Below are 26,188 nucleotides of genomic sequence, written 5' to 3' on the forward strand. Positions count from 1 at the left end.
TCTTCTTCCTCTTGGAAACGGGCTTTCGTCTTTGGCATCGAATATTCTCCGGCTGTTTGAATTTGCTAATCTTCTATCATGTTTTCATAATTACAGGTGATGACGGACGCTACATGAAGTTTGATTATAGTGCCACAAATGAATTAGAATTTGCGCTTCTTACTTCTTGGCTTTAATCGCCTTACTTTTGTTAGGAACTGAGCACGAGCCATTTCAATGTACCATCCAAATTTTTGACCTAGGGGAAGGTTTTCCCAACTTGTTATGATTCTTCCTGCATAGGCCACCGCTTCATTCTTGCCATGAAAGGAAAACATTCTCCTCTTTACTCTAATGCTTTCGGTCTCCTTATAGCGTCCATAGAATCTTTTAGGATTATAAAAAATTGTGAGCATGACTGGAACATAGTCCCTCAAAAACAGCTTCAGTTGTGCATAGTCAGATGGCTGCTCAAATAAAGGGGTGTTGGTAATCAATACAGAATCGTCTTTCATAAACTGGGAGCACTTGCTGATAACCTCTGCCTTCTTAAGATGATTTAGGTAAAAGATCATATTACAACATATCACTATATCCGCGGGATAGAGGGTAGAGTCAACATACATAACGTCTTGGTTAAGGAAAAGATCTACATTCTGCATTGCTTCTTCCCTTACTGTTTGAGATAAATCAATTCCAATAGTACGGTTCTTTATTCCACTATTATCTAACATATTTTTCAGTTGCTTTGTAGCCACCGCAGTGGAGCACCCTATGTCCACAATGACAATATCTCTTTTGTTTGAGGCTCGCAGATATTCAAGAACATGATCAACTACTCCTATCTCCTCATATCTCTCTGGATAGGTTAAGGTGGGCTTCCAATTCTTATCGAACAATCGACTTGGTTACTCACAAATTACACGAACGAACTATAAAAGATAGTCCCAGCTATCGGTGGGATGCCATAGTTTTTCCTTCTATTCTTTTTTGTTAGCTAGGTAGCTTACCGTTAACATGACAGCTGCCAAACCGGATGCAAGCCCAAGAATGGTCACCAGCATGTTCCATTGGATCAAGGCCATGAATACTCCTTGTACGTTTGGGTTAAGCACTGCTAGAGTTCCCACCAGCAATCCCACCACTATGATAGCAAGCGCTGCGAGCTGATGCTTTAGGCCCATGTTCTATTATAACAATGAGGCAAGTTTTACTACAGCGCGAAATGTTCCGCCGAAAATGTCGAAGCCTTATAAAGGCCTAATTCTATTAGGTCCTAGAGAGTGCCCATAAAAACATATACTATGAGTATAGCTTTTTAAGGTAGGTCTCCCATATACTGGCTGTAGAAATGGCTCTGTTAGAAATCCTAAGTTCTGGAGCAAGGAAGCTCATTCTAGAGGAACTAGCTAAAGATGATACTAGGCCTGTATCAGCATATGCTTTGGCTAAAGTATCTGGATATACGCAGAGGACCATTTCCGAAGAATGCAAACGGTTGGCTCGAGCAGATATTCTAAAGCCTGTAAAAATAGGCGAAGGACAGAATGGGTATGTTTACAATGATAATCCCATTGCACAAGGACTAAGATCATTAATACTCGATAATCTTCAGCGAATGGAAAGCAATAGTGTTGTAGAAAAGATAGCAAAAAACCTTAGGATGACGGATTATTACATATCACTGCCACTAGGACTTAAGGTATCTTATGATGTATTTTATGTTCCCAATTACCTGCTGGTAATTGTAGATAAGAACAATACCAAAGCCGTTGACTTTCTGGAAAACATCGCTAAGGAAACTAAAGAAGGAAAGGTAATTGTCAAGAAAGAGTCGTTGTGGGGTAGAGAATACAAGTTTGATGCAAACACAGGTGCTTCAATTGCTTCTATAGAACAAGCAATGGCTGACGGGCTTGAATACTATCAAACAGTTAAAGACACAGAAGTAATCAGAGTATTGCTAGCCAGAACCTCTTCTATAGACATAAAGAAACTGAATAAATTGTCAGATATTAGAGGCGCTTCAAGAGCTTATAGAGCTCTAAGTCTAAAAGATAGGTTCTTGAAAGATTATTCATCTAAGGAGTTTCAAAAACGTGCTATTCGGAATGATATAGATGGATTCTTTTCAAGTGATTTAAAGGCCCAGATCCTACCTACACTTTTTCCTAATGAGACATACCGGCCAGAACAAATTCAGATGTTAAATAATGCCTTACCAAACTTTCAAAAGTAACCCAAGTTGAGCAAGATTCAGATCTTTCGATTCCTCTTTCAAGCAGATCCGAAAATCATGAATATTCAAAGCTACAAGCAGATAGCAGAGAAAAAAGGTTGGAGGGCACATCTTACAGGGCCACTTGTTTCAATGGTTGAGAGGGATATACTTACATTTGATACCTTTTCGATTCTTGCAACCATGGCTAACGATGAACTTTCATTTGGTGGGGGAACACTTCTGAATTGGATACAGCTGTGTGATTCTCCTCGTTTTTCATTTGATGTAGATACACAATTACAATTTCCTGCCAGAACAAAACAAGAAGTAATGACCAAGATCATTGAACCTATTAACGACAGTCTCCGGAAAAGTGGCAAGGTTACGCCCATAGAGATCAATGGAAAAAAGTTTGAGGTAGGCCTCATTTACTTTGATAGGGAAAAGGATCACTTTCCTAACATGCTCTCTCTGAAACGGAGCGTACATGCACTTACCATAGGAAGGGATGCCCACGAATATCTTAGAAAGGAAATGAACGGATTGACCGATAAAGAAGTAATGAAGCTCAAGAGCATGTATGGAGGCAAATTTGGCAAGATAGAAGACGTAAGGATCGAGATAGGTTTTTCAGAAAGCGGCGATCCCAAATTCCCATCTAAAGCAACCGTTGTAGAACCGCTAGTAAATCCGGAGGCAGGACTGACTCCTGTTGAAGCCAAAGTCACAGTAATAGAACACACTATCGCAAGCAAGATTTTCAGATTAGGGAAACGATATACCGATGCTGAATTGGAATTTGCTATACCGGAATTTATCAAAGCTATCAGCGATCTGAGATATTGGGAGAGTGCTAACCTTGATGAAATACTAGAATATATCAGACAAATCTCTGCTAGCGAAAACTATAGCGTTATGGAAATACTTGATAGTTCTGATAACATGTTGGATTGGCTCAAATCAGAAAGAAAAGCGAAGGATCAGTTTGAAAGAGGGGCTCAAACATCGATGCTTGCAACTAAGATTGGCTACTTAGAGCTCATCAATAATTCATCTGAACTGGTTCAAAAGATCAGGCAAAAAGTGTAAGACTGACTACACAAACCATCCGCTCTTCCAAAGTTGACCAGGCACTCCAGACATTGACGAGTTACTTTTTGCAAAGCATACAGGATCATCCTGCTACTGCAAAGTCTAGGGGCAAATCTCGCTACTAGAGTTTCCGGCTAGAATATGACAATAACTAGCGACTAATAACGAGTGAATATTAATAGGACTTTCCACAGATCTTGATCCTTGACTTCTTCGTATCGCAAGAGTATGTATGGTTCGACTTCTATCATTGCCAAGTTTGTTTCCGATTACATCATTGGCAGACGTTCAGAGTATGGCGGAGCTATCCTGAAAGTTTGTTATATCAATGTACAGGGAATACCAAGACCACTTATGGCAAAATTAGAACTATCTTACAAGGATGATGCTGCCCACGAAAGAAATGAATCTACTAATGACTATGGGGATTTTGTCATGTGTTCTTACAAGCTCAATATGGATTCTGTACTATCAATGCTCAGTTCAATCGCTTCTGAGAATAGTTTTGACCCTCCTGATAAGCGGCCAAAGCTGTCGTTTACTCAAAATGCAGATTGTTACCTTCTAAATAGCAAATCACAGTATGCATGGGGATATCACCAGTGGCCGTGTCTGTATGCTACTTTCAAGATCCCCGAATTTCAAATTAACGCAAGCTATCAGGTACTGGCAAAAAGAGGGCTTCCACTCTATCCTGATATGTATGTGGGAATCACTGAATTTCTTGACCTTTCCTCTAGCATTGGTCATCATTCAAACATGTACCAGATGATCGTAGTGGTGCCAGACTTTAAGGCTAGAATTGACAGGCTTGTAATCTCTGGCAAGAAGGTATCTTTAACAGTGGAATCAAAATCTGCACCGCTTGAAAATCTGGTGGCAAAGATCTATCTAGCTAAGGGACGGCAATCTTACCAGTCTGAAGATCTGTCACTTTCATCGTCAGTTGTTAGCACAGAAGTTGACTTTGAACCTGACATAGTTACTGCTTGTATATTGGATAATAGGGATGACGTACTGGATCTTAGGGAGCATCACCTCGATTGGACGCAGTATAATGAGGATGTAATTGTTGAAATGCCTTCTAACCAAATCATTGAATTAATACAACGAGGCGAGAATGAGAAGATCGAGTTCAAGCAAACAGCGGGTGAGGATTTCCTAGAGCCAGTAGTCTCATTTGCAAATGCTGAAGGCGGAATGATTCTTTTAGGTGTCGATAATTACGGCAAGATTGTTGGATATAATGAAGATGTGGACAAACTTAGAGACAAGCTGGCAAGCAGAATTCGAAGCAACATACAGCCTAGCAATATCAAATTCAGTGTTCAACGAGTTGAATTAGAGGGTCAAACGCTAGATGATAAGAAACAGGTAGTCATAGCGATTACAATCTACAGCGGTCAGAGCAAGCCCTACTATCTAAGAGACAAAGGAATATTGATAAGGCATGGGGCATCGGATAGAGCAATTACACCGGCTGAACTTGACGAGATCTACGCAAGAAGAGGCAACAACAATAACAGAAGCCCATGGCTGTAGTCAAATCACCTCATGAACAGGTATAGCTTTGGTCTATTTCTGCTAATTGCATTTTTTAGTTGCCACCTTCCGTCTTAATATCATGGAACGGTGGGAGCAATTCTGGCTAAACTCAGAAAAGAACATGGAAGTTGCCCATTTGCTCAGAAATCAGCTCGACAAGAACTATGTTGGATTATCCCTTTATCATGCACAACAGGCATTGGAGATGGCTGTCAAAGCTTGCATGTTCAAGTTTGAACTTGAGAGGTACTTGCGATTAAAAGAATCAAGTGACAGCAAATCAGAAATTGTCTTTGTCAGAGATAGGTCTCGAGTGGGAGATCCAGTACACACCCACTTTCCCGTCGCGGAATTAATCTACACATCATTTGGATTCATAGAATCGCAGGCGAAAAAAGTTGCAAAAACGGGCAATTTAGATTTTGACCAATCACTAAATGATATTGTTGATGCCGCCAAGACAGTGAGGGAGTTTGTAGATTATGTTGATCCAAAGGGATCAAAGGTCGATTCTAAAGAGGCTCTTCACAGAAAGAAAGAGCTGTGGAAGCTTTCATTGCAAATGGACATCGAGGATCAAAAGATCAAGGACTTCATATCAAAACTGAGAGCTGCAGGCCAACCGGGAGGGACCTCTACCAATTTCCAATTGTCAAGCGTACAATTTGTCAAGAATCTGGTTGCGAAGTTAACACTTGTATTAGAGAAAACAGGTAACGAACGACATTTGATCTACGCAAAAGGGAGAGCGCAGGATATCTTGAAAAAAGCCGGCCTACCGCCTGATCTTGTTTTTCTTTTCATGCACGACAGAAATTCTGGAGCATATGATGCGGCAATTGAAGACTTGGTACGAGAACAGGGAATGTGGCCTATTCTAATCAGGCTTTTTTCTCCAGAAGGCGTGATCAAACAAGTTCAGAAGCTGAGGTATGACACCAAGGTCGCCAATATAAAGGGCGCAAGGATGCTGTTTCCCTTCTTTCGAATTAATTTGATATGGATGGGGTATATCGCTTCAATAGCTTATGTTATGTTGTTCATGTTTCCTCACGAAGAATTTGGAAGATACCTTCAACCAATCGATGCAAGAACATCTGAAGACATCTATCTTGAGCGCCGGGAAAAGGCGAATATCCTTATCGATGAATGTGATAAAGCGTGTCAGACAATAAAGTTAATCTTGAAAACAATGAAGACATGAACTAACTGAATCGTGGTAACCTTATATCCACCTATAATCAGTAAGGTCGAATTTTTATAATTGTGCGATAATCGTCTCTATAGTCCTCACGCTGATTGAAATGAAGACAACAAATGGAAATAGCGGCGACTTAGGCTTTGAGCAGAAACTCTGGCTTGCTGCTGACAAGCTCAGGAGCAACATGGATGCTGCCGAATACAAGCATGTCGTCCTTGGATTGATATTTCTAAAGTATATCTCAGACGCCTTTAACGAGGTCTATGAAGAGGTAAAGAAGGACAAGACGTCTGACCCTGAAGACATTGACGAATACTTGGCTAGGCGAGCGTTCTGGGTTCCAAAGGAAGCTAGATGGGATTACCTGCAAAAGAATGCCAAGAAACCAGAAATCGGCAAGCTGATTGATGAAGCGATGGACCTTATCGAAAGGGACAACAGGTCACTCAAAGGCGTCCTTCTAAAGAATTACTCAAGGCCTGGGCTGAACAAGCAGAGGCTGGGCGAGCTTATAGACCTCATTGGCACGATAGGCCTTGGCGATAAAGAGAATAGAAGCAAGGATGTCCTTGGCAGAGTCTATGAATACTTTCTTGGCCAATTCGCAGACGCAGAAGGCAAGAAGGGCGGCCAGTTCTATACACCAAGAAGCATAGTCAAACTTTTGGTGGAGATGCTGGAGCCATTCAAGGGAAGGATTTTCGACCCATGCTGCGGCTCTGGAGGAATGTTTGTGCAAAGCGAGAAGTTCATTGAAGCACATGGCGGCAGGATAGGCGACATTTCTATCTACGGTCAGGAAAGTAACCAGACTACATGGCGGCTGTGCAAGATGAACCTGGCAATAAGGGGAATTGATGCAACCAAAATAGAGTGGGGCGATTCTTTCCGCGACGACCAGTTCAAGGATCTACGAGCAGACTTTATCTTGGCAAACCCTCCTTTCAATGACAGCGACTGGGGAGGAGAGCACCTGCAGGAAGATGCAAGGTGGAAGTTTGGCGTGCCTCCGAAAAATAATGCGAACTTTGCATGGGTGCAGCATTTCATACATCACCTTTCTCCGGCAGGTGTTGCTGGCTTTGTTCTGGCCAACGGTTCGATGTCTTCAAATACCTCTGGCGAGGGAGAAATCCGCAAGAACATCATAGAAGCTGACCTAGTTGACTGCATGGTTGCTCTGCCGTCGCAATTGTTCTACAACACAATGATTCCTGCTTGTCTTTGGTTTCTGTCGCGCAATAAAGGGAACCACAAATTCAGAGCCAGAAATGGACAGATACTTTTCATTGACGCCCGCATGATGGGCGTGATGATCGACAGGAGGCACAGGGAGCTGACCGACGAGGATATCAAGAAGATTTCAGACACTTATCACGCATGGAGGGGTGAGCTGAAGGACAAAAAGTATGAAGACATTCCCGGCTTTTGCAAGTCCGCCACTCTTGAAGAAGTAAGAAAGCAACAGTGGATTTTGACTCCTGGCAGGTATGTGGGCGCGGAAGAAGAGGAGGAAGACGATGAAGAGTTTGAAGAAAAGATGAACCGGCTGACGTCTGAGCTGGCAAAGCAGATGGAAGAAGGCAGGAGGCTTGACGAGGAGATAAAGAAGAATCTGGCAAGCATAGGGTATAGAATATGATGAAGGAAAAGACAAAAACGAAATTCAAAGAAACAGAGATAGGAAAGATTCCCGAAGAATGGGAAGTTGCAAGTGTAAGTGATCTAGCAGACATATACATCGGGGGTACTCCAAAAACGGAAGTTGGAGAGTATTGGAATGGAGAAATAAAATGGGCATCTGCAAAGGATGTTTCAAATTGTAGATCAAGATATATTTGCAATACTGAAAGAACGATTACAAATACAGGCATCGAAAATAGTAATGCAAAGATATTTCCTAAAGATACTTTGGTGATAACATCAAGAGGAACAGTTGGAAAACTAGCCTTATTGGGTGAACCAATGTCATTCAATCAAACTTGTTATGGTCTAGTCGCAAAGAAACAAACTATTCCTTTATTTTTGTATTACAAACTCAAGGATTCCGTTGATAAAATACAATCAGCGTCATATGGTACCATTTTTGATACAATTACAACAAAAACATTCAATGAATTGAAATTGGGGATTCCGCCGCTTCATGAGCAGCACTCTATTGTTAGAATTCTATCCGATCTTGACTCCAAAATCGAGCTGAACCAGCAGATGAACAAAACCCTTGAAGAAATGGGCAGAGCGATCTTCAAGCACTGGTTCATCGACTTTGAATTTCCAAACGAGGAAGGCAAGCCGTATAAATCGTCTGGAGGGGAAATGATCAACTCCGATATAGGAACCATACCTAAAGGATGGAGGATATCATCAATAGGTCATGAAATTGAAGTTGGCGGAGGAAGCACTCCAAGTACGTCTGAATCCTCATACTGGGATGGAGGGGACATAAATTGGGCAACACCCAAGGATATGTCCTCGCTGACATCACCAATTTTAGTAGATACGCAAAGGAAGATAACCACTAAAGGGTTAGACGCTATTGGCTCACGAAAATATCCACGCGGAACCTTGCTCATGTCATCTCGTGCACCCATAGGCTATCTCGCAATTTCAGATATCGCCACTGCCGTGAATCAAGGAATCATTGCAATGGTTTGTACCCAGTCACTTTCAAGTTATTTCATGCTCAATTGGTGCAAATTCAATATGGAGAAGATTGAGAATAGAGCGAATGGAACTACTTTTAGAGAGATAAGTAAATCCAATTTTCGTACAATGGGAATCCTTGTTCCTCCAAAATCCCTTCTAAGTCGTTTCGATGGATATGCGAGAATGATTTATTCACACATGTCCACGAACATTCGTCATTCTTATACACTCCAGAATATACGGGATTCGCTACTCCCAAAACTAATGTCTGGAAAAATCCGAGTCCCTGTGGAGGCTCAATGAAATGCCAAAAGCGATAAGCGAAGCAGACGTTGAGGAAAACGTCTTGGCCATTTTAGAAAGTATGGGCTACAAAATTATCAGAGGCGACAATGAAGATTGTCTTCCCGGTGGCTCGTCAGCACTAAGGGCTGATTACAAGGATGTTGTCCTTGTCGATAGGCTCACTGACTCCCTAAGGAAAATCAACCCATCGGCTCCAATTGATGCATTAGACCAAGCAATCAAGCAAGTCCTAAGAAGCGAAAGCCAAAAGCTGATAGCAAACAATGAGAGTTTTCACAAAATGCTAGTCGATGGAATAGATATTCCAGTGCAGACACTAGAGGGAGAAACCTACAAAAAGATATGGCTCTTTGATTTTGAGGATCCAGAGAACAACGAGTTTTTGGCAGTCAACCAGTTCACAGTCGTCGAAAACAATATCGAGCGTAGACCGGATGTCATACTCTTTGTCAACGGAATACCGTTGCTGGTTATTGAACTAAAGAACTTGGCTGACGAAAATGCCACTATATGGACAGCCTACGATCAACTTCAGACATACAAGGAACAACTTCCTTCGCTATTCAAGTATAATGAAATTCTAGTCATAAGCGACGGTATTGAAGCAAGGGCTGGAACTTTAACATCTGAACGCGAAAGATTCGCTCAATGGAAGACCATTGACGGCGGAGCGCCAAGAAAAGGATTGACTGAAATCGAAGTCCTTATCAGAGGCATGTGCAACAAGCAAAGGTTCCTAGACATAGTTAGAAACTTTATCGTCTTTGAAAAAGACAAGAGCGTTAGCAAAAAGCTGGCGGCATACCATCAGTACTGGGCTGTAAACAAGGCCTTAGAATCTACGATCAAGGCTAGGAAAGGGAATAAAAAAGCAGGCATTGTCTGGCATACCCAAGGCTCTGGAAAGTCGCTAACCATGGTCTTTTATACTGGCAAGCTGGTAAGGGAGCTTGACAATCCTACGGTTGTTGTTCTAACAGACAGAAATGACCTAGATGATCAGCTTTTTGGCACTTTTAGCAGATGCCAGGACATCATACGACAGGAGCCGCAGCAGGCCAACTCAAGAAAAGAGTTGCAAGACTTGCTCAAGGTTTCATCGGGCGGCATTGTCTTTACCACCATACAGAAATTCTTGCCAGAGGAAGACAACAGAGAGAAGTATCCCGTATTGTCAGAAAGAGATAACATTGTTGTTATTGCCGACGAAGCACACAGAAGCCAGTATGGCTTTGCTGCAAAAATACTGAACAAGGATGACAAGACTCTGATAACTTATGGCTATGCAAAATACCTCAGGGACGCCTTGCCCAATGCTTCGTTCATAGGCTTTACAGGAACACCTATAGAAAAGGCAGACAGATCGACTCCGGCTGTCTTTGGCAAGTATGTTGACACTTATGATATAGAACAGGCTGTAAATGATGGAGCCACTGTAAGAATATACTATGAAAGCAGACTTGCCAAACTAGAGCTCAAGCCTGAGGAAAGGCCGAAGATAGACAGCGAGTTTGAAGAAGTGACAGAAGGCGAAGAAGTCGAAGGCAAGGAAAAACTGAAGAGCAAATGGGCAAGGGTCGAAAAGGTAGCAGGCGCACCAATGAGGATAAAGAGGATTGCAAAGGACATTGTCGACCACTTTGAAAAGAGGACATCTGTGCTTGAAGGAAAAGGCATGATAGTCTGCATGTCTAGAAGAATTTGTGTTGAACTTTACAACGAGATAGTAGAGCTTCGGCCCGAATGGAAGAATAGCGATGATGAAAAGGGAGCAATCAAAGTGGTCATGACTGGCTCTGCTTCAGACCCAAAGGAATGGCAAGAGCACATTAGAAACAAAATCCGTCGAAAGAGGATTGGAGATAACTTCAAGGACCCAAAACATGAGCTGAGGCTAATCATTGTAAGGGACATGTTTCTGACCGGCTACGACGCGCCGTCGCTTCATACAATGTATCTTGACAAACCAATGAAAGGCCATACATTGATGCAGGCCATAGCAAGGGTTAACCGCGTCTATCCGGGAAAAGAGGGTGGACTAATTGTTGATTACATGGGGGTTGGAGCAGAATTAAAGAAAGCATTGATGGACTATACTGCCAGTGGTGGCAAGGGCAAGCCGGCCTTTGACCAAGAAAAGGCGGTAATGATGATGGTTGAAAAATACGAAGTTGTAAAAGACATGTTCCACGGCTTTAACTACAGAAAGTTCTTTGAGCTCAAACCAAGTGAAAGGATTTCCTTTATTCCTCAGGCAATGGAGCATATCCTCAAAGAGCCTGGCAAAAAGGAAAGATACGCCAGAGAAGTTACAGCGCTTCTAAAGGCATTCTCACTGGCAGTTCCACATGACAGGGCAATGAAGATAAAAGAAGAAGTAGGGTTGTTCCAGGCTATAAAATCCGCAATTGCAAAGACAACTGAAACCGGAAAGGAAAGCCAGGAGGAAAAATTTGACAGCGCAATAAAGCAGATTCTTTCAAAGGCTGTGATATCGGATAGAATCATAGATATTTTTGAAGCAGCAGGCATACAAAAGCCAGAGCTATCTATCCTGTCAGATGGTTTTCTTGCTGAAGTAAAAGATATGCCACAAAAGAACTTGGCTTTTGAAGCTCTCAAAAAGCTGCTTAATGACGAAATCAGGTTCATGTCCAAGAGAAACCTTGTGCAGGCAAAATCGTTCATGGAAATGCTGGACAAGACCATAAAGAAATACACCAACAGAAACGTTGAGGCAGCGCAGGTAATTGAAGAGTTGATCGAGTTGGCAAAGAAAGTCAGAGCAGAAAAGAACAGAGCCAAGGAGCAGAACATGAGCGAAGACGAGCTGGCATTCTATGATGCGCTCGAAGTAAACGATAGTGCAGTAAAGATTCTTGGGGATGAAACATTGAGAAAGATTGCTGTAGAGTTGACGCAGATGATACGCAACAGCGTAACAATTGACTGGACGCAGAGGGAGAGCGTGCAGGCTGCTATACGTCTGAACGTCAAAAAGATTTTGAGGAAATACGGCTATCCGCCGGACAAGGAAAAGAAGGCTACAGAAACAGTGTTGCGTCAGGCTGAATTAGTCGCCAAAAACTGGGTATCAGGCTGATCGGTGCATTGAGCCAAATTATATAAAAAACTGTTCACTGTCACAGCCTTAATTCTTCAGTCGCGTTCCTTTCGAATTCTTTTACAGAATAGCTTTGAATGTTCATGCATTAGCTCGTCTGGGATAATTGATCTAACTATGTAGACGCTATCGCAAATAGTTTGTTTATAGAACTTGCGAATCTCTCCAGCTCTTTTCAGCGACGAGGAGTCGCCTTTTCTCTCAAAATACCTCCTCGCATAATCTAGAAGTTCTAGTCGCATCATGAGTTCAATGAATACGCGACTTGGGCGACCTAGGTCTTCAGGATCGTCGAATCTAATATTTGCCATCTTCATTATTTGATTATCCTTTCCTTTCTCAGAACAGTCATGAACGAGTTCCAGCCCTCCGATGACACTTTAAGCAATTCCTGTAAATTCAGAACGCGGTAATCGAGCTTGTTTTCTTCGCAATACTTGTTGATGTGTTCTGCCACTTCGTTACGAATCTTGTTAGCGTTGTCGTAAATTCGTTCATCAGCCTTTAGCAGCCTGCTTTCTATGTCTGTAAGCTGGCGCTCTATCATCAATTTTGTCTGGACATCACTTTCTTTTGAAAGATACTCTTCAAGCCTGGCACGCTGCATTTCAAGCCTCACATAGAATCTGTCATACGCCTCTGCAGTGCTGTACCCAGGCCGGGCCAGCTCTCGATAGATTGCTTTTAGGTCAGCATAGATTGTGTTCTTGTCAACCTTCATTGCTTCGGCTATCCTTATGCCGGGCATCCCCTTCTCAAAATGAAGCCTAGCTACCTCCTTTCGACGCTTTTCCCTTTCTGCCCTTGTATAGGGCGAAAACTTACTAGGTTTTACTATGTTGGTCCCTTGGATCTTATCGGCGGCTTTTCTTTGCTCTTCGATAAAATCGCTTGTGATATCAAAGGCAGTACCTTTAGACTCCATTAGACATTGAAAGCAGTCAACATAAGAATTCCAATGGCCATGCTTCTCACAGATCGTCAAGTTGCAGGCTGGACCTCCCTTGGATATTGCTCTAAAGGTGTTGCCCCACTGTCTTGGGGGATACATTTTCTATCAGAAGATATATTCCCTGACACAGTGGGGTAGACTAGCATTTTGCGCTTATCTTCTGGGTCAGGCGACTGCTCTATTAGACCTGCCCCTTCCAGTTGCATAATAACAGATTCTTCAAGCTTTGCTGCAAGCGTCTTGTGGAATACGGTATAGTACTTTGACCTTATTTCCTTCCGACTTAGCCCTACCTGTGGATTTAGCAGAGGTTGAATCACTTCCCTGTAAATCTTGAAGATATAGGGCGATAGGCCAAGCTCGTTTGATTGCTCTATTTCTTTGTAGAGTTCAAAGCCAGCGTCAATGTCTGCCTGATTTGCAATTATGGCCACCGGCTTGTCTGCATGGCCGTTGAGCACCTTCTCCCTTTTGAAGCAATTAAGGAGCGCATGGGCCTTGATGAAGCTGAATATCCTAGGAAAGTCGCGCTGGTGCCGCGGAAGAAGGTAAGCATGTTCCTTCATGAACCTCTCATACACATCCTTTCCATCGTTTGGAACCAGAACCTCCCTTATACCCCACTGTCTGATTGCCTTTATCCGGTCAACAAGCCAGCTGCGGCGCGGATCATGTTGTATGCGCTTGCGATACTCCTCTGGGTTGCTCTTTTTAAGCGATACCAGCTCTAGCGATTCTCTGAGCTTTTCTTGATCTGTTGATGGGCTCAACAGTATCATGCGGGTCTTTTCCTGCTCGTCTGGATCTGTTCTGGTAGTGCAAAAGAATACAGACGGAAAGCCTCTGATAATGACATTTTTTGTCCGGAGGCCTTGCCTTTGGTTCTTGTCAGTTATTTTGTAGTAAAGCTCTTTCATGTCCTTGCTTAGAAGTGGCCGCAGCTTTTCCAGCAGTTGAAAGTGCGGCTGGTCGAGGAAGATCAGGTTCTTGTGCTCTAGGTCCCTGAATAGCACCTTTTTCTCATTATCCCATTTGCCGTCATGATAGAACGCTGTAGGGCTTGCGGAGGCCAGAATCTCCACCTCTTCTTTGGGAAAATAGCTTGCTACTTCTATTGGAATGTATGATTTGCCTGCCGAGGATTCGGACTGAAAGCCAAGATTGAGCTGGTCTTCGTTTGATTGCGCAAGCAGCATGCCGCAGAATGTAATCAATTTGGCCGCTTCATCCTTCTTTATTGATGTCGACAAGATTGCTGAAACTTCTTGGAATGTAACCTCCCTCGTAAGATCATCTGTCAGAACTATTGGCTGTTCTTTTGATTCTTGAGCTGTTGTTGTCTTCTCTACCTTACCCTTTGGCTTAAGTCTTTGCAGATGGTACTCCTTGACCATTGCAATTGACCATTTGTTGACATTTTCAGTAGATACATAGTCAATGTTGTACTTTTGGCAATATTCATAGACCGCATTTTCAATTGATTCTTTGCTAACACGCTGCGGTAGTAGGATTGGATACTTGCTTTCTCCATTGATCAATAGCCTGTCGTCATTATAGGATAGGTATTGGAGATAGGCTTCAAAGTTGGCTTGTGCATCACTAGATTGAGTCATTTGCCTTCCATTCCCACTGAAAGTGAACTATGACAGCAGCACTTGCAAATGAATCGTCTTGCAAGTACATCTGAAACGTAAAAGCCCGTACATTCAGAGCAGGATGATGTCAGGCATTTGTGAATTATCTCTGTCTGGAATTGGCTCCTTTCCATACTACTCATCAGCGTCTCGCCCCTCAGCATTCGAGATGAGTTTAGAAATTACAGAATCAAACGAGTCTTCCAATGTTCCAAGCCTAACCAGCTTGCGGTAGGTCTCCTCTGTGACCTTGATTGATTTTACGGCGGTCATGGTAGACAGAGGGTAGAGACTAGAATATGAGAACTAATTCTTCCTTTACGGAGGGGATATTACGCCAATCACGGCTGCACATGTTCTGCAATTGTCGTAATTGCGGCTAGCATCGCCAAAAACCTAATCTAGAATAACTTTTTTCAAACTATGCCAAGGTGTCTGGAAAGTTGGCTATTCCCTTGCGCTCCTTAAATGCCAGCAATCTTTTCTCAATTTCCGCTCGCTTGGATTCGAACCTTTCTTTAGCGTTCCGCCCCAAATAACCTTGTATATTTTGCTCAAATAACTGTCTTGCTTCCTTGGGAACCTTCATCGCAGCTTCCGCTTCACACTTTCGCTTACCGACCGTATCTATCCACTCCTGAATGAAGCGCTTGATTTTGCCATTTTTGTTGGGTTTGCTCATATCCTTGCCTGACCCTGATAGGAGGTTATCAATCCAAGTTAAATTGTGTCTGTCAATAAAGTCCTTGTTAAGGCAAAACCGCTTTATCTGATTCCTATGCATGCTAATATTTATTCGATTACCGTTTATGTCAAGAAGACCATCTAATTGATGTATATTTTCAATAAGCGTGTCAGAGATATGCTTGCCATAGGGGTCGAAATCGCCAGCATAAAGAATTATTGGAGTTAATCCCCTAGATTCTGCCCACATGCATCGCTTGATCAAATCATATCGCTGGTTTATGTCGGACCAGCCTTTGCCGTTAGCGACCGGGATATGATACTCTTTGCAAATAGGCATGAACAAGTTCTTAAGGTCAAGCTTCTCTACTAGGAGCTGGAGATAATATTTCTCTCCTTCCCACCAATCAGGACTATACCAATTGTGTGCGTTATTCCAGACATTTCTTACCATCTCAACAAAATAATCCTCAACAGTTACCTGTTCAGGCTCTTCTACCCCTTCAAATATTCGCTCATTATATTCGGCAGTGAAATCTACGGGGAGTTTACCATTTTTTCTACACTCAGTTATGAATTTCTCAGCATCATCAAAATCTCCCTTTGTTATCACACCCTCATTTTCAAGTATGTAACACCACGACCTAGCACCTACCCGATTCTCTAATGTTGGGCTTATCCTTATGACTGTGTCCAGAATCATCCTTTTCCATTCCTTGCTACGTTTCATCCAACTGTACTTCCCATTCAGGCAGGTTTTGCCTTTGTTCCTTCATTTCTAGAAGGAGTATATAATGAATGAAGCACCAGAAGGGGAGGGGGTATAGAAAGTGGACAGATTATCCACTTTCCCTAGGCTGTTCCTTGATGAGGCCCTCCCTGTATAACTGGCGGTATAGCGCTTGCAGCTGGTCTTGGACTACTTTTAGGCGTTCTTCCTTTGCTTGTTCTTGGTCAAGCGTGTCCTTGTATGCATCGTAGGTCAGCACCATCTTGCACTTGAAACAGAACCTCTCGTCGGGCTTGTTTGGCTCGTTGCAGTTTGGACATGCCTTTGACTTTAGTATCTCTATCTGCTTTTGCGAGTGCTTGATTATCCCGTATGCTTCAAGGAGCGAGTTTGACGATTCGGTCCCAAAATAATGCAGGTATACCTGCGGCATCTTGCTTGACATCGTCCAGCCAGCGTGGTCTCGCAGCGTGGTTTCTTTCAGGATCTGCGACTTTTGCGTCAGCGCCGAGTGCCTGAATATGTAGAGGTTCCATGGCTTGGCAATCATACTCTTGATGTGCTCTTTGTCAGTTGCTGGCACTGAAGGTTCTTCTAACAACCTTGGAAAGTATTTTGTCCTGTAGTGTTTGGCAAAGTGCCACCATAGCCCATCTCTGGTGATTGGCCTGCCATAGTTCGAGTCTCCAAGTGACAAAAAGAGCGCAGCTTCAGGATTGTTTCGGAGTGGATGTTCCTGCAGCCATTCCTTGATGTAGGGGATGGACGATATTAGTGGCAGCGTCCTTGGCCTCGTCTTGCCTGAAACCAGAATCTCCGCATACTGGATCCCATCCGGCGACAGCTTGAACTTGATGTCTTTTATCTTTAGCCGCAGTAGTTCATGGGGCCTGGCAGAGGTGTCATAGGCTATAGCATGGTAGCATCTATCCCTCTTCATTGGACAGTATTTCAAAAAGACAGCATGCTCTTCGTTTGTCCAAATGTCTGAGGGCTTGTAGGGTGACTTTTCCTTCCGTGGAAGCCTCTTGACCCCTCTCATACATGGCGGGGTTATCCTCTGCCTGTGGTCTGGCTCGTCAGGGTTGTACAGCCACCGGAAGAACTTGTTCAGGAGCATCTGGCGGTTGTTGTATGTGCCAATCCACTTGTGGGTTGGGTCCTCAGACTCGGGCTTGCGAAGCTTGTTCAGATAAGCCAAGATATCATCTTTTGTCATGTCCTTGAAGGACTTGGCATGTTCATGGAACGCAGAGAGCTGGAAGATTATCTTGATCTTCCATTCCTTGGTCGAGTCTTTGATGTTTATCTCGTTCTGCTCGGCTGTGATAAAATCGGCCAGTATCTGGGCGTTTTCGCTGTTGGTGTTTGCAAGTTTCAGAAAGAGACTTCTGCAGTAGCGTTCAAGGTTAGCCGTCAAAAGCACTATGGTCTTTTCGAGCTGGGAGGGCGGCAGCTGTTCGGTTAAAGCCATAGTCGGTTCCTCCTTTTGTCGTTGTCTGTCGTTTGCTTGGCTCCGGGTGGCCTGCATTCTTGTTCAGAAGGTGAATACCCACAGGCGCTAAAGAGAACTATTTTGGATGACTCCAAAAGTAGAGCGCGGGGAGTGGGATTCGAACCCACGTGTCCTTTCGGACATGGGATTAGCAATCCCACGCCCTGCCAGGCTAGGCGACCCCCGCAGCCCGCTAATCTCATTTAAGCTGTGCCAATTTATACTATCCGCAGCGTCATTGGCGTGACAGCAGGTTGTCACGGTTCCTTTCGGCTCTGTAAAGCCTCTTTCCACCAGTAGTGGCAGTTCTTCACGCTGGAATATGTCTAGATTCTTCCTAATTCTAGAACGCATCTGCCTCTCATAGTCCATAGAAACTTGAAGATTACCCACTAACCAGTCAATCTCGTCAACAGGGCCGGCCGAATTTCAGAGTGGAAGGTGGTTGATTGCATTGTCGATGGATTCTTCATTTTCTGCTTAAAGCTTTTGTGGAGTGAGATACTAGATACGTCATAGGCATGAGTCGAGAAAAACGCTTCAAGAACACGTTTGCCCCATGGGTAGAGAACAAGTGGCTAACCGTTGAAATGCTGATAGGGATGGTGAAGATAGGCTTTCCATGGGAGAAAATGCCACATGACGCTCAAATAGCTATACTGGAAGCAATGCGCTAGAGAAGGTTGCAGAACTCGCTCAAATAGCCTTATTGGTACATAGGATTCCCACTCAGACCCAGCTCTCTTTTCCTTCGCTCAAGAAGTTCATGAGGATCATAACGTAGCCATTTCTCAATATCAGGGTCAACTTTTAGCCCATGGCGTTTTCTTTCCTCAATCAGCATATACAAATTAAGTTGTGCATCCACCTCCTTGTTCCAGAGTTTTTCCTGTAAGAATTCTACCATCTCCTTGCTCCCAATCATCTCATAGAACGCCAGCTTTTCTCTTGTGTTCAACTTTGCTATATCACGCTCTAGTTCATTTGTGAGTCGAATCATTTCTTCGCACAATTCCAGCTTGTAAGCAGCTCTTATAGCGGCTTCCGGGTTTGGAGAATGGGCAATTATTTTTTCAAAGTCCATATTCCAAGTCTACTTCTCTTTCGACTTCCTGATTCGCTCAGCCAATTTCATTATTATCTTGTCAATTTGCTCATTCGTCAATGGTTGTTGGCTTTCTACTGGATGTTCCGGTTTTGACAGTTCTGACTGAGCGTCAGGAGCAACTTCATTCGATACTTGGGGCAATTTCGGACTAGTAGGAACCTGCGGTGGGTTGTTCTTCAATTCATCATCCTTTTTCTCCTGCTGAACTTGATTAGAATGTAGGACTTGAACTTGTGGCCTGGGACCTTCTGAAGCTAGAATGGAGTTGACCCGGTTCTTCCGTTTACAACATGGACAGGTGGCCCTAGCCTTGTTTCCCTTACATGGCCATTGATAAGAACAGAACTTACAAGTTGTTTGGACTGCCATTACCTACAGTTGTATTATGTCTGGCTGCAAATAAAAGGCTCATCTTTACGGCTTTTGGTGTAGAGTATCTTTTGACTAGGAGTAAGGACTATTAGTCATGACTCCTTACTACTTGACTCTTAATGTTGTACGATCGAGGGAGAGGAGAAATTCCAAGGGCGATAATGAATCCCAAATAATATACTTAGCTGCATTTAGCTGCAGTCCAGCTGCACAGAAAAGGGTAGCATTTGAGACCATATTGATTGAGGAGGGAGAGGGAGAAGAAGAGTAGTAACTCTAGTATCAGTCATCGCCGCGTCATCCTAGCAGACATTTAATAGTATATAAAAGAACTAATTATTTTCTGAACTGAAACGCATACATGCGCATATACATGCGCGCGCCCTTACTTTAGCGAGATCCTGACAAGGACCTTGCCGTCGGTGTCTAGGCCGACGTGATGTATTTCGATCCTGTCCTTGAACGTGTGGCTTACCTTCTCAAGCACCGACCAGGTGAGCCTGTCGCTCTCGCCTGCCTTTACCTTGTAATACCCATTGGCATCATCCTGTATGATGCAGTCCGCTTCAAGGGCCATGAGGTAGCCCTGAAGCATCGCGATTGCCTCGGGCCGGGGCTTGGCGGCGGTTGCCAGTGAAAGCTTGTGTTGCTGCCTGTCGATGCCATTGAGCTCGCCGTCGTTATTATTATTGTGGCGGACCGATGCCATGGTGGTGGTGGTGGCGGCTGCTGTCATGGTCTGATCCTTCTTGCCCCCTCCTACAAGGTTGGGCGCTGCCATAGGGAGCTCGCTATCGCTCATGGTGGCGACCAGCTCTGACAGCGTCTTTGCGACCTGTCCCTCCGAAGTGGGCGAGGTTATCACGAATACATGCATATCGGCCGTGCCGAACAAAAAGATGTCGTGCCTTGCAAAGCGCGTCACAGTGAACTTGTGTGGGCCGGAGATGTCCTCTAGCTGGCGTATGAGCGAGAACATCAGGGACAGCTGGACGTCAAGCGTGTCATGCCTCTCTATCGGCAGGGAAAAGCTGGCTTTGCCCCTCCGAAAGGAAAGCAGCTTAGCATTGTTGTCCAGCACGCCGGCAAATATCAAAAAGGCAGAGATGTCCGCGTCGATCTTGTCCAATAACCTCTCTATAGAGTTGCCGGACACATGGCCAGCTACCCCAGTCGCTTATATAAGGTTATCAAAGATGAACGTAAAGACCGAGATCATAGAGAGGTTGTTGGTGTAAAAGCCGCACAGCTCTGACTTTTTGAACGAGTTGCTTTCAAGCAGCAGTATGATGTCCTTGTTGTCGACGAGGACAAAGTTCACCGGGACAACCTTGGCGGTCGTCTTTAGCGAAATCGGAGCCTTCTCGCCATCTTCTGTGCTGATGTAGTCGTTTGCATTCTTGCATGGCGTCCTGAGCTTGACCCGGACTCCCTTGCTGGTCAGCTGGATCAGCTGATCCGTTATTTCGGCATGGTACATATTGACAAGGTTCCTGTCTGTCACAAGAACAGTGACCTCTTCCTTGGCTTCGGCAAGCATCCTCTTTATCTTGGCGTTGATCGAGTTTTCGCCCATCACTATCTGGTAGCTTTCTTTCTTGTCCGATTCGGGGATAACTGTGTTGCTCAGTATGGCCTCGACCATTTCCTGGTAGTCCTTCTTTTTCTCCGCTATCGACTGCAGGGCGTTCTGCTTTGTCTGCACAAGGCAGTCTATGACTTCGTTGATCGGCAAGGCATAGTATTTCTGCGGCCTGTCAAAGGTCGAAAAGACGACTCCCTTTGCAAGGAGCGTTGAAATATAGTTATAAGTTTCAGTGCGCTGGATCCCTGTATGGCGGGAAACATCGCTTGCTGTCGAGTTTCCATGGGTCATAAGGAATAAAAGTATCCTCGCTTCATTCAGTGTAAGGTCCAGCTTTTGCAGCTCAGCCGTCAGGCTATTTTCTATGTCCAAACCAGGGTTCGTTACTTTGAATTCGTCCATTTTTGCAGCCATTCTAGATCAGGGAGCTAGAACATTCTATTGGCAGTATATAAAGTAGCTTGTGTATGTAGAAACAATGACATATAGTTTTGTTGAAAAGTATAGCACCTGTTATAATTCTTATAACACATTATCAAAATTTTACATCTTAGGCACTTGTCATTCCCCCAGGACGGAACAGTTGCCATGATGCGGCATAATCTGTTGCCAGTATTGGGCAAAAACTAGAGCGATAGGTTTTGGTAGATCTCTATGAACTCCTTTACTATATCGGCCGGCGTATCTATAGTTCTGGCATTGCGTATTGCCTTTTTGATGGCGCTACCCCCCATTCCTATGGCCGCAAGGTTAATGCCATACTTGCCGAGCTCTTTTACAGAAGCCGTAAACTCGGCTTCTATTCCAAGATAGCCCGATGGTATTCCGTCTGAGACTAAGATGAGGTAGTTCCTGTCTTTGCTATGTTCCCCGATCAGTGCACGACATGATCTAATGGCATCAGGAATGTGTGAAAGCCCATTCTGGGCCAAGCCACCTATTCTTGCCTTCACCTGGCTGTCGTAAGGCTCAGTAAAATCCTTGATACAATAAAACTCGTCTGAAAATGCAAACATTGCCCACGGATTGGAGGAACCCATCACCTGATTTGCCGTTTCTCCAAGGCATATCGACACTGCCTTGAGCTGTCTGCTTGAGCCGCTTAGGCTCAGGCTGGAATCTATCAGTATGGTCCATGACTCGTTCTTGAGCAGGTTCTCATCCTTGATGAATATGTCATTTCTTCTTGTTTCACTCGCAACAGCCTGAATGGCAACCTGCAGGTCAATACTTCCGCTCTCTTCAAATGCATTCTCGTCAAGAGCATTCTTTATCAGGCTCACACGTTCGATTACCCTTCTGATCTGCGGTCCCAGCTCATTATACAGGCTGTAATAGCTGACATAGTCGCTTGTTGGAAAGCCAACAGTGCTGAAATTTAGGTTCTTTGTGGCACGCGATAGCCGGGACAGCGTTTTTTCATTTCGCTTTTCCTCTCTTAACAGCTCAAAAAATATCTCCTGCCATACTGTATCGTCGCCGGCGTGATTATTATTACTACTGCCGTTCATGGCACGTCGCTTGATTACAGTAAACTCTTTTTCTGTTATAATTTTGCTTTCAAATATTGATATTGATTCCAGGTTGCCAACAGCCAGAACATTTGAGTATGGAAGGTATACGCTATGCCACTTGCCCGGGATTTTGTCGATGATCGCATAGAGCGTGTCTGCCAGCTTGGCGATATGATCCCACCCCGATTCGGCTCTGCTGATCTCTACAGTGTTATTGTTGCTTGATATGCGATCTCTTATGATATCAACTAGCCTTGATGGGTCAAATGCAAAGGCGTTCAGTTTTGAAATAAAGTTCTTTGCCGTCTTTACGATGGCAGTAGGAGCATAGGCTGCTGAAATGTTCAAGAGGAAGGAGGCAAGAGTAGCCTGTGTCAGGATGCCAAAGTTCTTCGGATGCCGGGGTAGCAGCGCAGACACAAGCAGGTCTGCATGCCGCATTGTATCAGCGTAAAAGTCCTCGCCCTCGACCTGCCGGATCCTCTGTCTTGCCAGCATGTCAAGGATTACATTTACTATATAGCCGGCCCTGATTTTGTCCTCCTTTGAAGCAAGCCATTCACCCAAGTAATCACGGTACAGCCAGTAAAAGACCGACTTGCCGCTCAGCAGGCAAGTTGATGCCACGGCTAGCCTGATTGCCGCCGCCTGACCAAATTCGCTGTCCTTGAAGAGAAATGGGCCGTAAGAAATGGTGCCTTTTGCAGCACGTATTTGGGGTATCCTTACCGTGCAGTCCAAAATGCCTTTGCCTATCTTCAGCGAAGGTCTCAGACCCTTGGCAGGGTAGGCAAATCTGGCGCTAAACGACTGGTCCACCTGAAGGTCGGCAAACTTGCCATATAGCGTGGAATAAAACGAATTCATCAGTCGTCAAGCGTCTCTGCACTCTGGATGCTAGGTCTGAGGAGCTGGTGGCCGCCGGCTAGCTTGATTATCCTCCTGACCGATTCTTGTGTGGCAATGTCGTCGCTCGTCGTAGAGACAATGGTCTCTTCTGCGGCTGTGTGGATATCAAGACCATCTGCCACCAGCTTGGCCCAGTTGATAAGGTCACCAACTGAGGGTCCGTATGGAAGGTCGCCTTTCTTGTAGTTGGCACGCAGCTGTGCCGCTGCCTTTACCATCTGCATAGCTATTTCTCTGGTCACTCCACCCCTTTCCTGAATAAGATCTATTTCGCTTTCATTGACTTTTGATCCAGTGCTCAGGTAGTCAAAGTTGATCCACACGCTCATCCGTCTGCGGAACGCTGCGTTGAGCGGCTTTGTGCCAGCGAATTCAACGGAGAACGGGTTCATGCTGATAATCACATAGCTGAGAGGGTGCCTAGGGATGATCTCGTTATCCTTTTCATTGAGCACAATGTGGCCTCTGGTATCAAGGAGCGGGTTGAGCCTAGTGGCGACGTCCTGCTTCATCATGTTGGCCTCGTCCAGATAGAGTATGCCGCCGTGTCTGCACCACGATACTATCTGGCCGTCAACCCAGTTTTCTTTTCCAAGCCCGATGTACCTGCCAAAGAGGTCAAAAGATGTGGTCTGGAGACCACAGTTTATTTCCCAGAGCGGGAGGCCGGCTATCTCTGCCACGGCATAAACGATATGGGTCTTGCCCGTTCCGCTAGGACCAATGAGCGCACACTGCTTGAAGTAGTATAGGGCGCGCATTATGCGCTCAACGTAGCGCTGACCGTGATCGATGTATTCTGGGGTATGCTTTGGGATAAGCTCCGACATGCTGTCGGGAAAGACATAGTTTGAAGTGAGATCATACTTCTCGACATCGTATTTCTTTTTGAGAGGGGACTCGTAGGACTTTAGCCGGGATATCTGGAGCGTGATCTTGGACTGCTGGTTGAACGTCCTGAGCCGGGTAGTCACCTTGTTGTTACCGACACCGTCTGCATGGGCATCCTTCCCTAAATAGTCCATAACTTGAGGCTATCTGCCACCTCAAAAATAAAAATCGCTTCGTGTGTAGCTGCAAGTTACATGCATAGCGCTTTTTCACACTAGGTGATCACTCTAGGATGTCTTGTCGTCGATACCGCCATCAGGCCCACAAGTAGAAGTGACACTTTACAGCATATTTGCTTCCAGAAAGCGCAACCCGGTTGAAGAAGAGAGGCAGGCGCAGGTGGCAGCAATAACAACAACCATGATACCAAGCAATTTTCAGGTTTATGCCAAGATTGACGAAGAGTCAAGGAAGGATAACCGCCTTACAGTTTCGTTTTTGCTTACACTTAACGATGTCAAGGGCTCTGTCACATACGAATTCCGCGGCGTCTGCAACATCATGGGAAGCACGGCAGATTTTGAAGCCATAATGGAGGCTCATAAGGACTCTAGGATCCCCAAGATCCTCGATATAATATACCAGAGGCTCTATCCTGTTGTCTTTATGCTTGCAGGCATGACGACATCATCCTACCCGCAGTCCATAGCTCTTCTCACAGAAATGGTTTCAAGCGAGCCAATACAGGTGCATCAGGAGGCAGAGGCGCTTCCAAAGCCAGAAGAAAAACCTAAGGCGCCTGAAAAGCCGGCGGCTGAGGGAGTCAAGCCAGTGCCTACAGCTGCCGAAGTTGAAGCACCCAAGCCGGCAATGGCTAAGGTTAAAAAGCCACTGCAGCAGCCTTCTACCGGCGACGATGCAGCCAAGGCTGCTTTCGCCAAGTGATTACTCGCAGTGCGCATGTGCGTGTTTCCAGTCAAGAATGGCATATGGGTTATCTTTGCTAGTAATGCTAGCAGACCATAGAGCGGAATTCCATTCTGAATCAAAATATCAAATGTTCTGAGCTTGGCAGCTCTTATCCCTTCCTGCCATATCAGAAAGGGTATGTTCAAGGTCATTGTCCTGATAGTAGGCGGGATTTTCTTGATGACATTTGGCATCTATTTACTTACAAATATGGACCTGTCAAAATTTGCCTTGCCTTTCTTTCAGCTGTCAGATATCAACTGGAAAGCCATCGGGTTTGTCACGATTGTCGGAGGCATTGCCATATTTGGTTCAGCTGCTGTAGCCAGCAAATTGAACAGATAAAATGATACTACAGAGATAGAGTATATTCTACCTCCCACGCTTGCTTGGAATGGAGTCTCAGGTTGGAATGTACAGTATTCCAAATTATTCCATTTTTGGAATATTCCAAGCGTTAACCTGAATGTTCTGGGCGAAAAATTATCTATCTTACCAGCTTGTTGAGCTGTCGATAGTTGACATTGATTAGTTGTCTTGTATTTTTGCCATTAAAGAACTAATTTTGGGGGTTGAGCTTGCGCAACCTTGAAGGCGGCCATAGACTCTAGGGATGGCTATTGTATGATATGCGACTTGGCTGCTGGTGGCATGCTTGGAACCGCAAAGCTGAACGCCATCGTGTACTTTTTCGATCCATCGTCACGCAGTGGTTTGAGCATCACCTTGGTAGGTATATCGTTTACAAAGGAAACGACAAGTGAAGTGCTGCCTGCCGTGGCGGCCTTTGCCTTGAGCGCACTGCAGACTGAAAGCGCAGTGTTGATCTTGGAAACATTCTCCCGGAGGATGTTGATCGTGTCAAAGTAGATCTCTGCTAGGCCCCTGTTCTTTTTTCCAATAAAGAGCGACATAGGATCGAGTGGGATCCATTCACCAGAGTCATCGCCCAGCCTCTCCTTGTCTTTTTCCTTGTCCTTGCCATTGCCAAATAGCAGCTTGGGCTTGCTTTCTTCCTTCTTGGCGAGCGGGGTTCCTTTTGCGCTTTTTGCTGCCGCCGCTGCCGCAGTGGTGGTGGCAGCCATGGCGCGCTGCATTTCAAGCGCCCACTTTTCTTGCACCTTCTGACTCTTTGCGCTTGTCGGCTTGGTGTCTCTCAATATAAAGCCGAGCGTTTCTTCATACTTCTTTATCAGGTCGTTGTACCGGTTCTTCAGGGAGCGCAGATGATTTTCAAGTGCCCCAAAGTTTTCAAACGACAGTATCTGGGTGGCTATCGGCGAGGACATTA

Annotated in this window: 24 protein-coding genes and 1 tRNA gene; 11 read left to right on the forward strand and 14 right to left on the reverse strand. The window is 44.7% G+C overall.

Going from position 1 to position 26,188, the window contains the following annotated elements:
• Positions 1-143: 143 nt before the first annotated feature.
• Positions 144-878, reverse strand: coding sequence for a class I SAM-dependent methyltransferase (locus tag NGAR_RS13645; protein WP_015020361.1), 735 nt, complete (start codon positions 876-878; stop codon positions 144-146).
• An 81-nt stretch (positions 879-959) separates the two neighbouring features.
• Entirely contained in the window at positions 960-1,163 is a 204-nt protein-coding gene (locus NGAR_RS13650) for a hypothetical protein (protein ID WP_148681491.1), read from the reverse strand.
• A gap of 167 nt (positions 1,164-1,330) precedes the next feature.
• On the opposite strand from NGAR_RS13650, the gene NGAR_RS13655 reads away from it, so the two are divergent.
• The 7 genes from NGAR_RS13655 (at position 1,331) to NGAR_RS13685 (ending at position 12,093) form a co-directional block, all read left to right on the forward strand.
• Positions 1,331-2,218 carry a helix-turn-helix transcriptional regulator gene (locus NGAR_RS13655; RefSeq protein ID WP_015020362.1) on the forward strand — a complete coding sequence of 296 codons (888 nt, stop codon included), beginning with the start codon at positions 1,331-1,333 and terminating at the stop codon, positions 2,216-2,218.
• Between the two features lie 6 nt (positions 2,219-2,224).
• Complete coding sequence (locus tag NGAR_RS13660; protein WP_015020363.1) at positions 2,225-3,289, forward strand: hypothetical protein; 1,065 nt, start codon at positions 2,225-2,227, stop codon at positions 3,287-3,289.
• Positions 3,290-3,646: 357 nt separating this feature from the next.
• Positions 3,647-4,834 carry an AlbA family DNA-binding domain-containing protein gene (locus tag NGAR_RS13665; protein ID WP_187147524.1) on the forward strand — a complete coding sequence of 396 codons (1,188 nt, stop codon included), beginning with the start codon at positions 3,647-3,649 and terminating at the stop codon, positions 4,832-4,834.
• 82 nt (positions 4,835-4,916) lie between these two features.
• Complete coding sequence (locus tag NGAR_RS13670) at positions 4,917-6,041, forward strand: HEPN domain-containing protein (protein WP_148681492.1); 1,125 nt, start codon at positions 4,917-4,919, stop codon at positions 6,039-6,041.
• 100 nt (positions 6,042-6,141) lie between these two features.
• Entirely contained in the window at positions 6,142-7,680 is a 1,539-nt protein-coding gene (locus NGAR_RS13675) for a class I SAM-dependent DNA methyltransferase (protein ID WP_015020366.1), read from the forward strand.
• Positions 7,677-8,987 carry a restriction endonuclease subunit S gene (locus tag NGAR_RS13680; protein WP_015020367.1) on the forward strand — a complete coding sequence of 437 codons (1,311 nt, stop codon included), beginning with the start codon at positions 7,677-7,679 and terminating at the stop codon, positions 8,985-8,987. Before NGAR_RS13675 ends, NGAR_RS13680 begins: the two co-directional genes overlap by 4 nt.
• Position 8,988: 1 nt before the next feature.
• Positions 8,989-12,093 (forward strand): type I restriction endonuclease subunit R, encoded by a 3,105-nt coding sequence (locus tag NGAR_RS13685; RefSeq protein WP_015020368.1) that lies wholly within the window; start codon positions 8,989-8,991, stop codon positions 12,091-12,093.
• Between the two features lie 337 nt (positions 12,094-12,430).
• Here NGAR_RS13685 and NGAR_RS13690 read toward each other — a convergent pair whose 3' ends face one another.
• The 6 genes from NGAR_RS13690 to NGAR_RS13710 all read right to left on the reverse strand — a co-directional run bounded on the left by NGAR_RS13690 (position 12,431) and on the right by NGAR_RS13710 (position 17,796).
• Positions 12,431-13,039: a DUF4349 domain-containing protein gene (locus NGAR_RS13690; RefSeq protein ID WP_015020370.1), complete on the reverse strand. Its 609-nt coding sequence runs from the start codon at positions 13,037-13,039 to the stop codon at positions 12,431-12,433.
• A 56-nt stretch (positions 13,040-13,095) separates the two neighbouring features.
• Positions 13,096-14,679: a helix-turn-helix domain-containing protein gene (locus NGAR_RS13695; protein WP_015020371.1), complete on the reverse strand. Its 1,584-nt coding sequence runs from the start codon at positions 14,677-14,679 to the stop codon at positions 13,096-13,098.
• A gap of 156 nt (positions 14,680-14,835) precedes the next feature.
• Positions 14,836-14,973: a hypothetical protein gene (locus NGAR_RS17850; RefSeq protein ID WP_187147525.1), complete on the reverse strand. Its 138-nt coding sequence runs from the start codon at positions 14,971-14,973 to the stop codon at positions 14,836-14,838.
• A 148-nt stretch (positions 14,974-15,121) separates the two neighbouring features.
• Entirely contained in the window at positions 15,122-16,114 is a 993-nt protein-coding gene (locus tag NGAR_RS13700; RefSeq protein ID WP_015020373.1) for a hypothetical protein, read from the reverse strand.
• Between the two features lie 109 nt (positions 16,115-16,223).
• Positions 16,224-17,588: a tyrosine-type recombinase/integrase gene (locus NGAR_RS13705; RefSeq protein ID WP_015020374.1), complete on the reverse strand. Its 1,365-nt coding sequence runs from the start codon at positions 17,586-17,588 to the stop codon at positions 16,224-16,226.
• Between the two features lie 124 nt (positions 17,589-17,712).
• A tRNA-Ser gene (locus NGAR_RS13710) sits at positions 17,713-17,796 on the reverse strand.
• Positions 17,797-18,130: 334 nt separating this feature from the next.
• Between NGAR_RS13710 and NGAR_RS17855 the strand changes: the two genes are divergently transcribed.
• Positions 18,131-18,286 carry a hypothetical protein gene (locus NGAR_RS17855; RefSeq protein ID WP_015020375.1) on the forward strand — a complete coding sequence of 52 codons (156 nt, stop codon included), beginning with the start codon at positions 18,131-18,133 and terminating at the stop codon, positions 18,284-18,286.
• A gap of 29 nt (positions 18,287-18,315) precedes the next feature.
• On the opposite strand, the gene NGAR_RS13715 is transcribed toward NGAR_RS17855, so the two are convergent.
• Entirely contained in the window at positions 18,316-18,693 is a 378-nt protein-coding gene (locus NGAR_RS13715; RefSeq protein ID WP_015020376.1) for a hypothetical protein, read from the reverse strand.
• A gap of 490 nt (positions 18,694-19,183) precedes the next feature.
• Here NGAR_RS13715 and NGAR_RS17860 point away from each other — a divergent pair, with 490 nt between their 5' ends.
• The gene (locus tag NGAR_RS17860) at positions 19,184-19,360 is read left to right on the forward strand and encodes a hypothetical protein (RefSeq protein WP_187147526.1); all 177 of its coding nucleotides are present in this window, start codon (positions 19,184-19,186) and stop codon (positions 19,358-19,360) included.
• Positions 19,361-19,474: 114 nt separating this feature from the next.
• Here NGAR_RS17860 and NGAR_RS13720 read toward each other — a convergent pair whose 3' ends face one another.
• The 4 genes from NGAR_RS13720 to NGAR_RS13735 form a co-directional block, all read right to left on the reverse strand.
• Positions 19,475-20,245, reverse strand: coding sequence for a hypothetical protein (locus NGAR_RS13720; RefSeq protein WP_148681494.1), 771 nt, complete (start codon positions 20,243-20,245; stop codon positions 19,475-19,477).
• A 21-nt stretch (positions 20,246-20,266) separates the two neighbouring features.
• Positions 20,267-21,088 carry a TrmB family transcriptional regulator gene (locus NGAR_RS13725; protein WP_015020379.1) on the reverse strand — a complete coding sequence of 274 codons (822 nt, stop codon included), beginning with the start codon at positions 21,086-21,088 and terminating at the stop codon, positions 20,267-20,269.
• Between the two features lie 212 nt (positions 21,089-21,300).
• Positions 21,301-23,055, reverse strand: a complete 1,755-nt coding sequence (locus NGAR_RS13730; RefSeq protein ID WP_015020380.1) for a vWA domain-containing protein — start codon at positions 23,053-23,055, stop codon at positions 21,301-21,303.
• Positions 23,055-24,122: an AAA family ATPase gene (locus NGAR_RS13735; RefSeq protein WP_015020381.1), complete on the reverse strand. Its 1,068-nt coding sequence runs from the start codon at positions 24,120-24,122 to the stop codon at positions 23,055-23,057. Before NGAR_RS13735 ends, NGAR_RS13730 begins: the two co-directional genes overlap by 1 nt.
• Before the next feature lie 103 nt (positions 24,123-24,225).
• Here NGAR_RS13735 and NGAR_RS13740 point away from each other — a divergent pair, with 103 nt between their 5' ends.
• Both NGAR_RS13740 and NGAR_RS13745 read left to right on the forward strand, forming a co-directional pair.
• A complete protein-coding gene (locus tag NGAR_RS13740; protein WP_015020382.1) occupies positions 24,226-24,873 on the forward strand; it encodes a hypothetical protein in 648 nt (215 codons plus the stop codon).
• Positions 24,874-25,035: 162 nt separating this feature from the next.
• Positions 25,036-25,242: a hypothetical protein gene (locus NGAR_RS13745; RefSeq protein ID WP_015020383.1), complete on the forward strand. Its 207-nt coding sequence runs from the start codon at positions 25,036-25,038 to the stop codon at positions 25,240-25,242.
• Positions 25,243-25,514: 272 nt separating this feature from the next.
• On the opposite strand, the gene NGAR_RS13750 is transcribed toward NGAR_RS13745, so the two are convergent.
• A complete protein-coding gene (locus tag NGAR_RS13750) occupies positions 25,515-26,186 on the reverse strand; it encodes a hypothetical protein (RefSeq protein ID WP_015020384.1) in 672 nt (223 codons plus the stop codon).
• Positions 26,187-26,188: the final 2 nt, after the last annotated feature.

Source organism: Candidatus Nitrososphaera gargensis Ga9.2 (assembly GCF_000303155.1).
Classification (GTDB): domain Archaea; phylum Thermoproteota; class Nitrososphaeria; order Nitrososphaerales; family Nitrososphaeraceae; genus Nitrososphaera; species Nitrososphaera gargensis.

Bases quoted from the DNA above. Each gene is read 5' to 3' on its own strand.
- NGAR_RS13650 (WP_148681491.1), bottom strand. From the start codon at position 1,163: ATGGGCCTAAAGCATCAGCTCGCAGCGCTTGCTATCATAGTGGTGGGA.
- NGAR_RS13655 (WP_015020362.1), top strand. From the start codon at position 1,331: ATGGCTCTGTTAGAAATCCTAAGTTCTGGAGCAAGGAAGCTCATTCTA.
- NGAR_RS13665 (WP_187147524.1), top strand. From the start codon at position 3,647: ATGGCAAAATTAGAACTATCTTACAAGGATGATGCTGCCCACGAAAGA.
- NGAR_RS13670 (WP_148681492.1), top strand. From the start codon at position 4,917: ATGGAACGGTGGGAGCAATTCTGGCTAAACTCAGAAAAGAACATGGAA.
- NGAR_RS13675 (WP_015020366.1), top strand. From the start codon at position 6,142: ATGAAGACAACAAATGGAAATAGCGGCGACTTAGGCTTTGAGCAGAAA.
- NGAR_RS13680 (WP_015020367.1), top strand. From the start codon at position 7,677: ATGATGAAGGAAAAGACAAAAACGAAATTCAAAGAAACAGAGATAGGA.
- NGAR_RS13685 (WP_015020368.1), top strand. From the start codon at position 8,989: ATGCCAAAAGCGATAAGCGAAGCAGACGTTGAGGAAAACGTCTTGGCC.
- NGAR_RS13690 (WP_015020370.1), bottom strand. From the start codon at position 13,039: ATGGAGTCTAAAGGTACTGCCTTTGATATCACAAGCGATTTTATCGAA.
- NGAR_RS13695 (WP_015020371.1), bottom strand. From the start codon at position 14,679: ATGACTCAATCTAGTGATGCACAAGCCAACTTTGAAGCCTATCTCCAA.
- NGAR_RS17850 (WP_187147525.1), bottom strand. From the start codon at position 14,973: ATGACCGCCGTAAAATCAATCAAGGTCACAGAGGAGACCTACCGCAAG.
- NGAR_RS13700 (WP_015020373.1), bottom strand. From the start codon at position 16,114: ATGAAACGTAGCAAGGAATGGAAAAGGATGATTCTGGACACAGTCATA.
- NGAR_RS13705 (WP_015020374.1), bottom strand. From the start codon at position 17,588: ATGGCTTTAACCGAACAGCTGCCGCCCTCCCAGCTCGAAAAGACCATA.
- NGAR_RS17855 (WP_015020375.1), top strand. From the start codon at position 18,131: ATGAGTCGAGAAAAACGCTTCAAGAACACGTTTGCCCCATGGGTAGAG.
- NGAR_RS13715 (WP_015020376.1), bottom strand. From the start codon at position 18,693: ATGGACTTTGAAAAAATAATTGCCCATTCTCCAAACCCGGAAGCCGCT.
- NGAR_RS17860 (WP_187147526.1), top strand. From the start codon at position 19,184: ATGACTCCTTACTACTTGACTCTTAATGTTGTACGATCGAGGGAGAGG.
- NGAR_RS13725 (WP_015020379.1), bottom strand. From the start codon at position 21,088: ATGGCTGCAAAAATGGACGAATTCAAAGTAACGAACCCTGGTTTGGAC.
- NGAR_RS13730 (WP_015020380.1), bottom strand. From the start codon at position 23,055: ATGAATTCGTTTTATTCCACGCTATATGGCAAGTTTGCCGACCTTCAG.
- NGAR_RS13735 (WP_015020381.1), bottom strand. From the start codon at position 24,122: ATGGACTATTTAGGGAAGGATGCCCATGCAGACGGTGTCGGTAACAAC.
- NGAR_RS13745 (WP_015020383.1), top strand. From the start codon at position 25,036: ATGTTCAAGGTCATTGTCCTGATAGTAGGCGGGATTTTCTTGATGACA.
- NGAR_RS13750 (WP_015020384.1), bottom strand. From the start codon at position 26,186: ATGTCCTCGCCGATAGCCACCCAGATACTGTCGTTTGAAAACTTTGGG.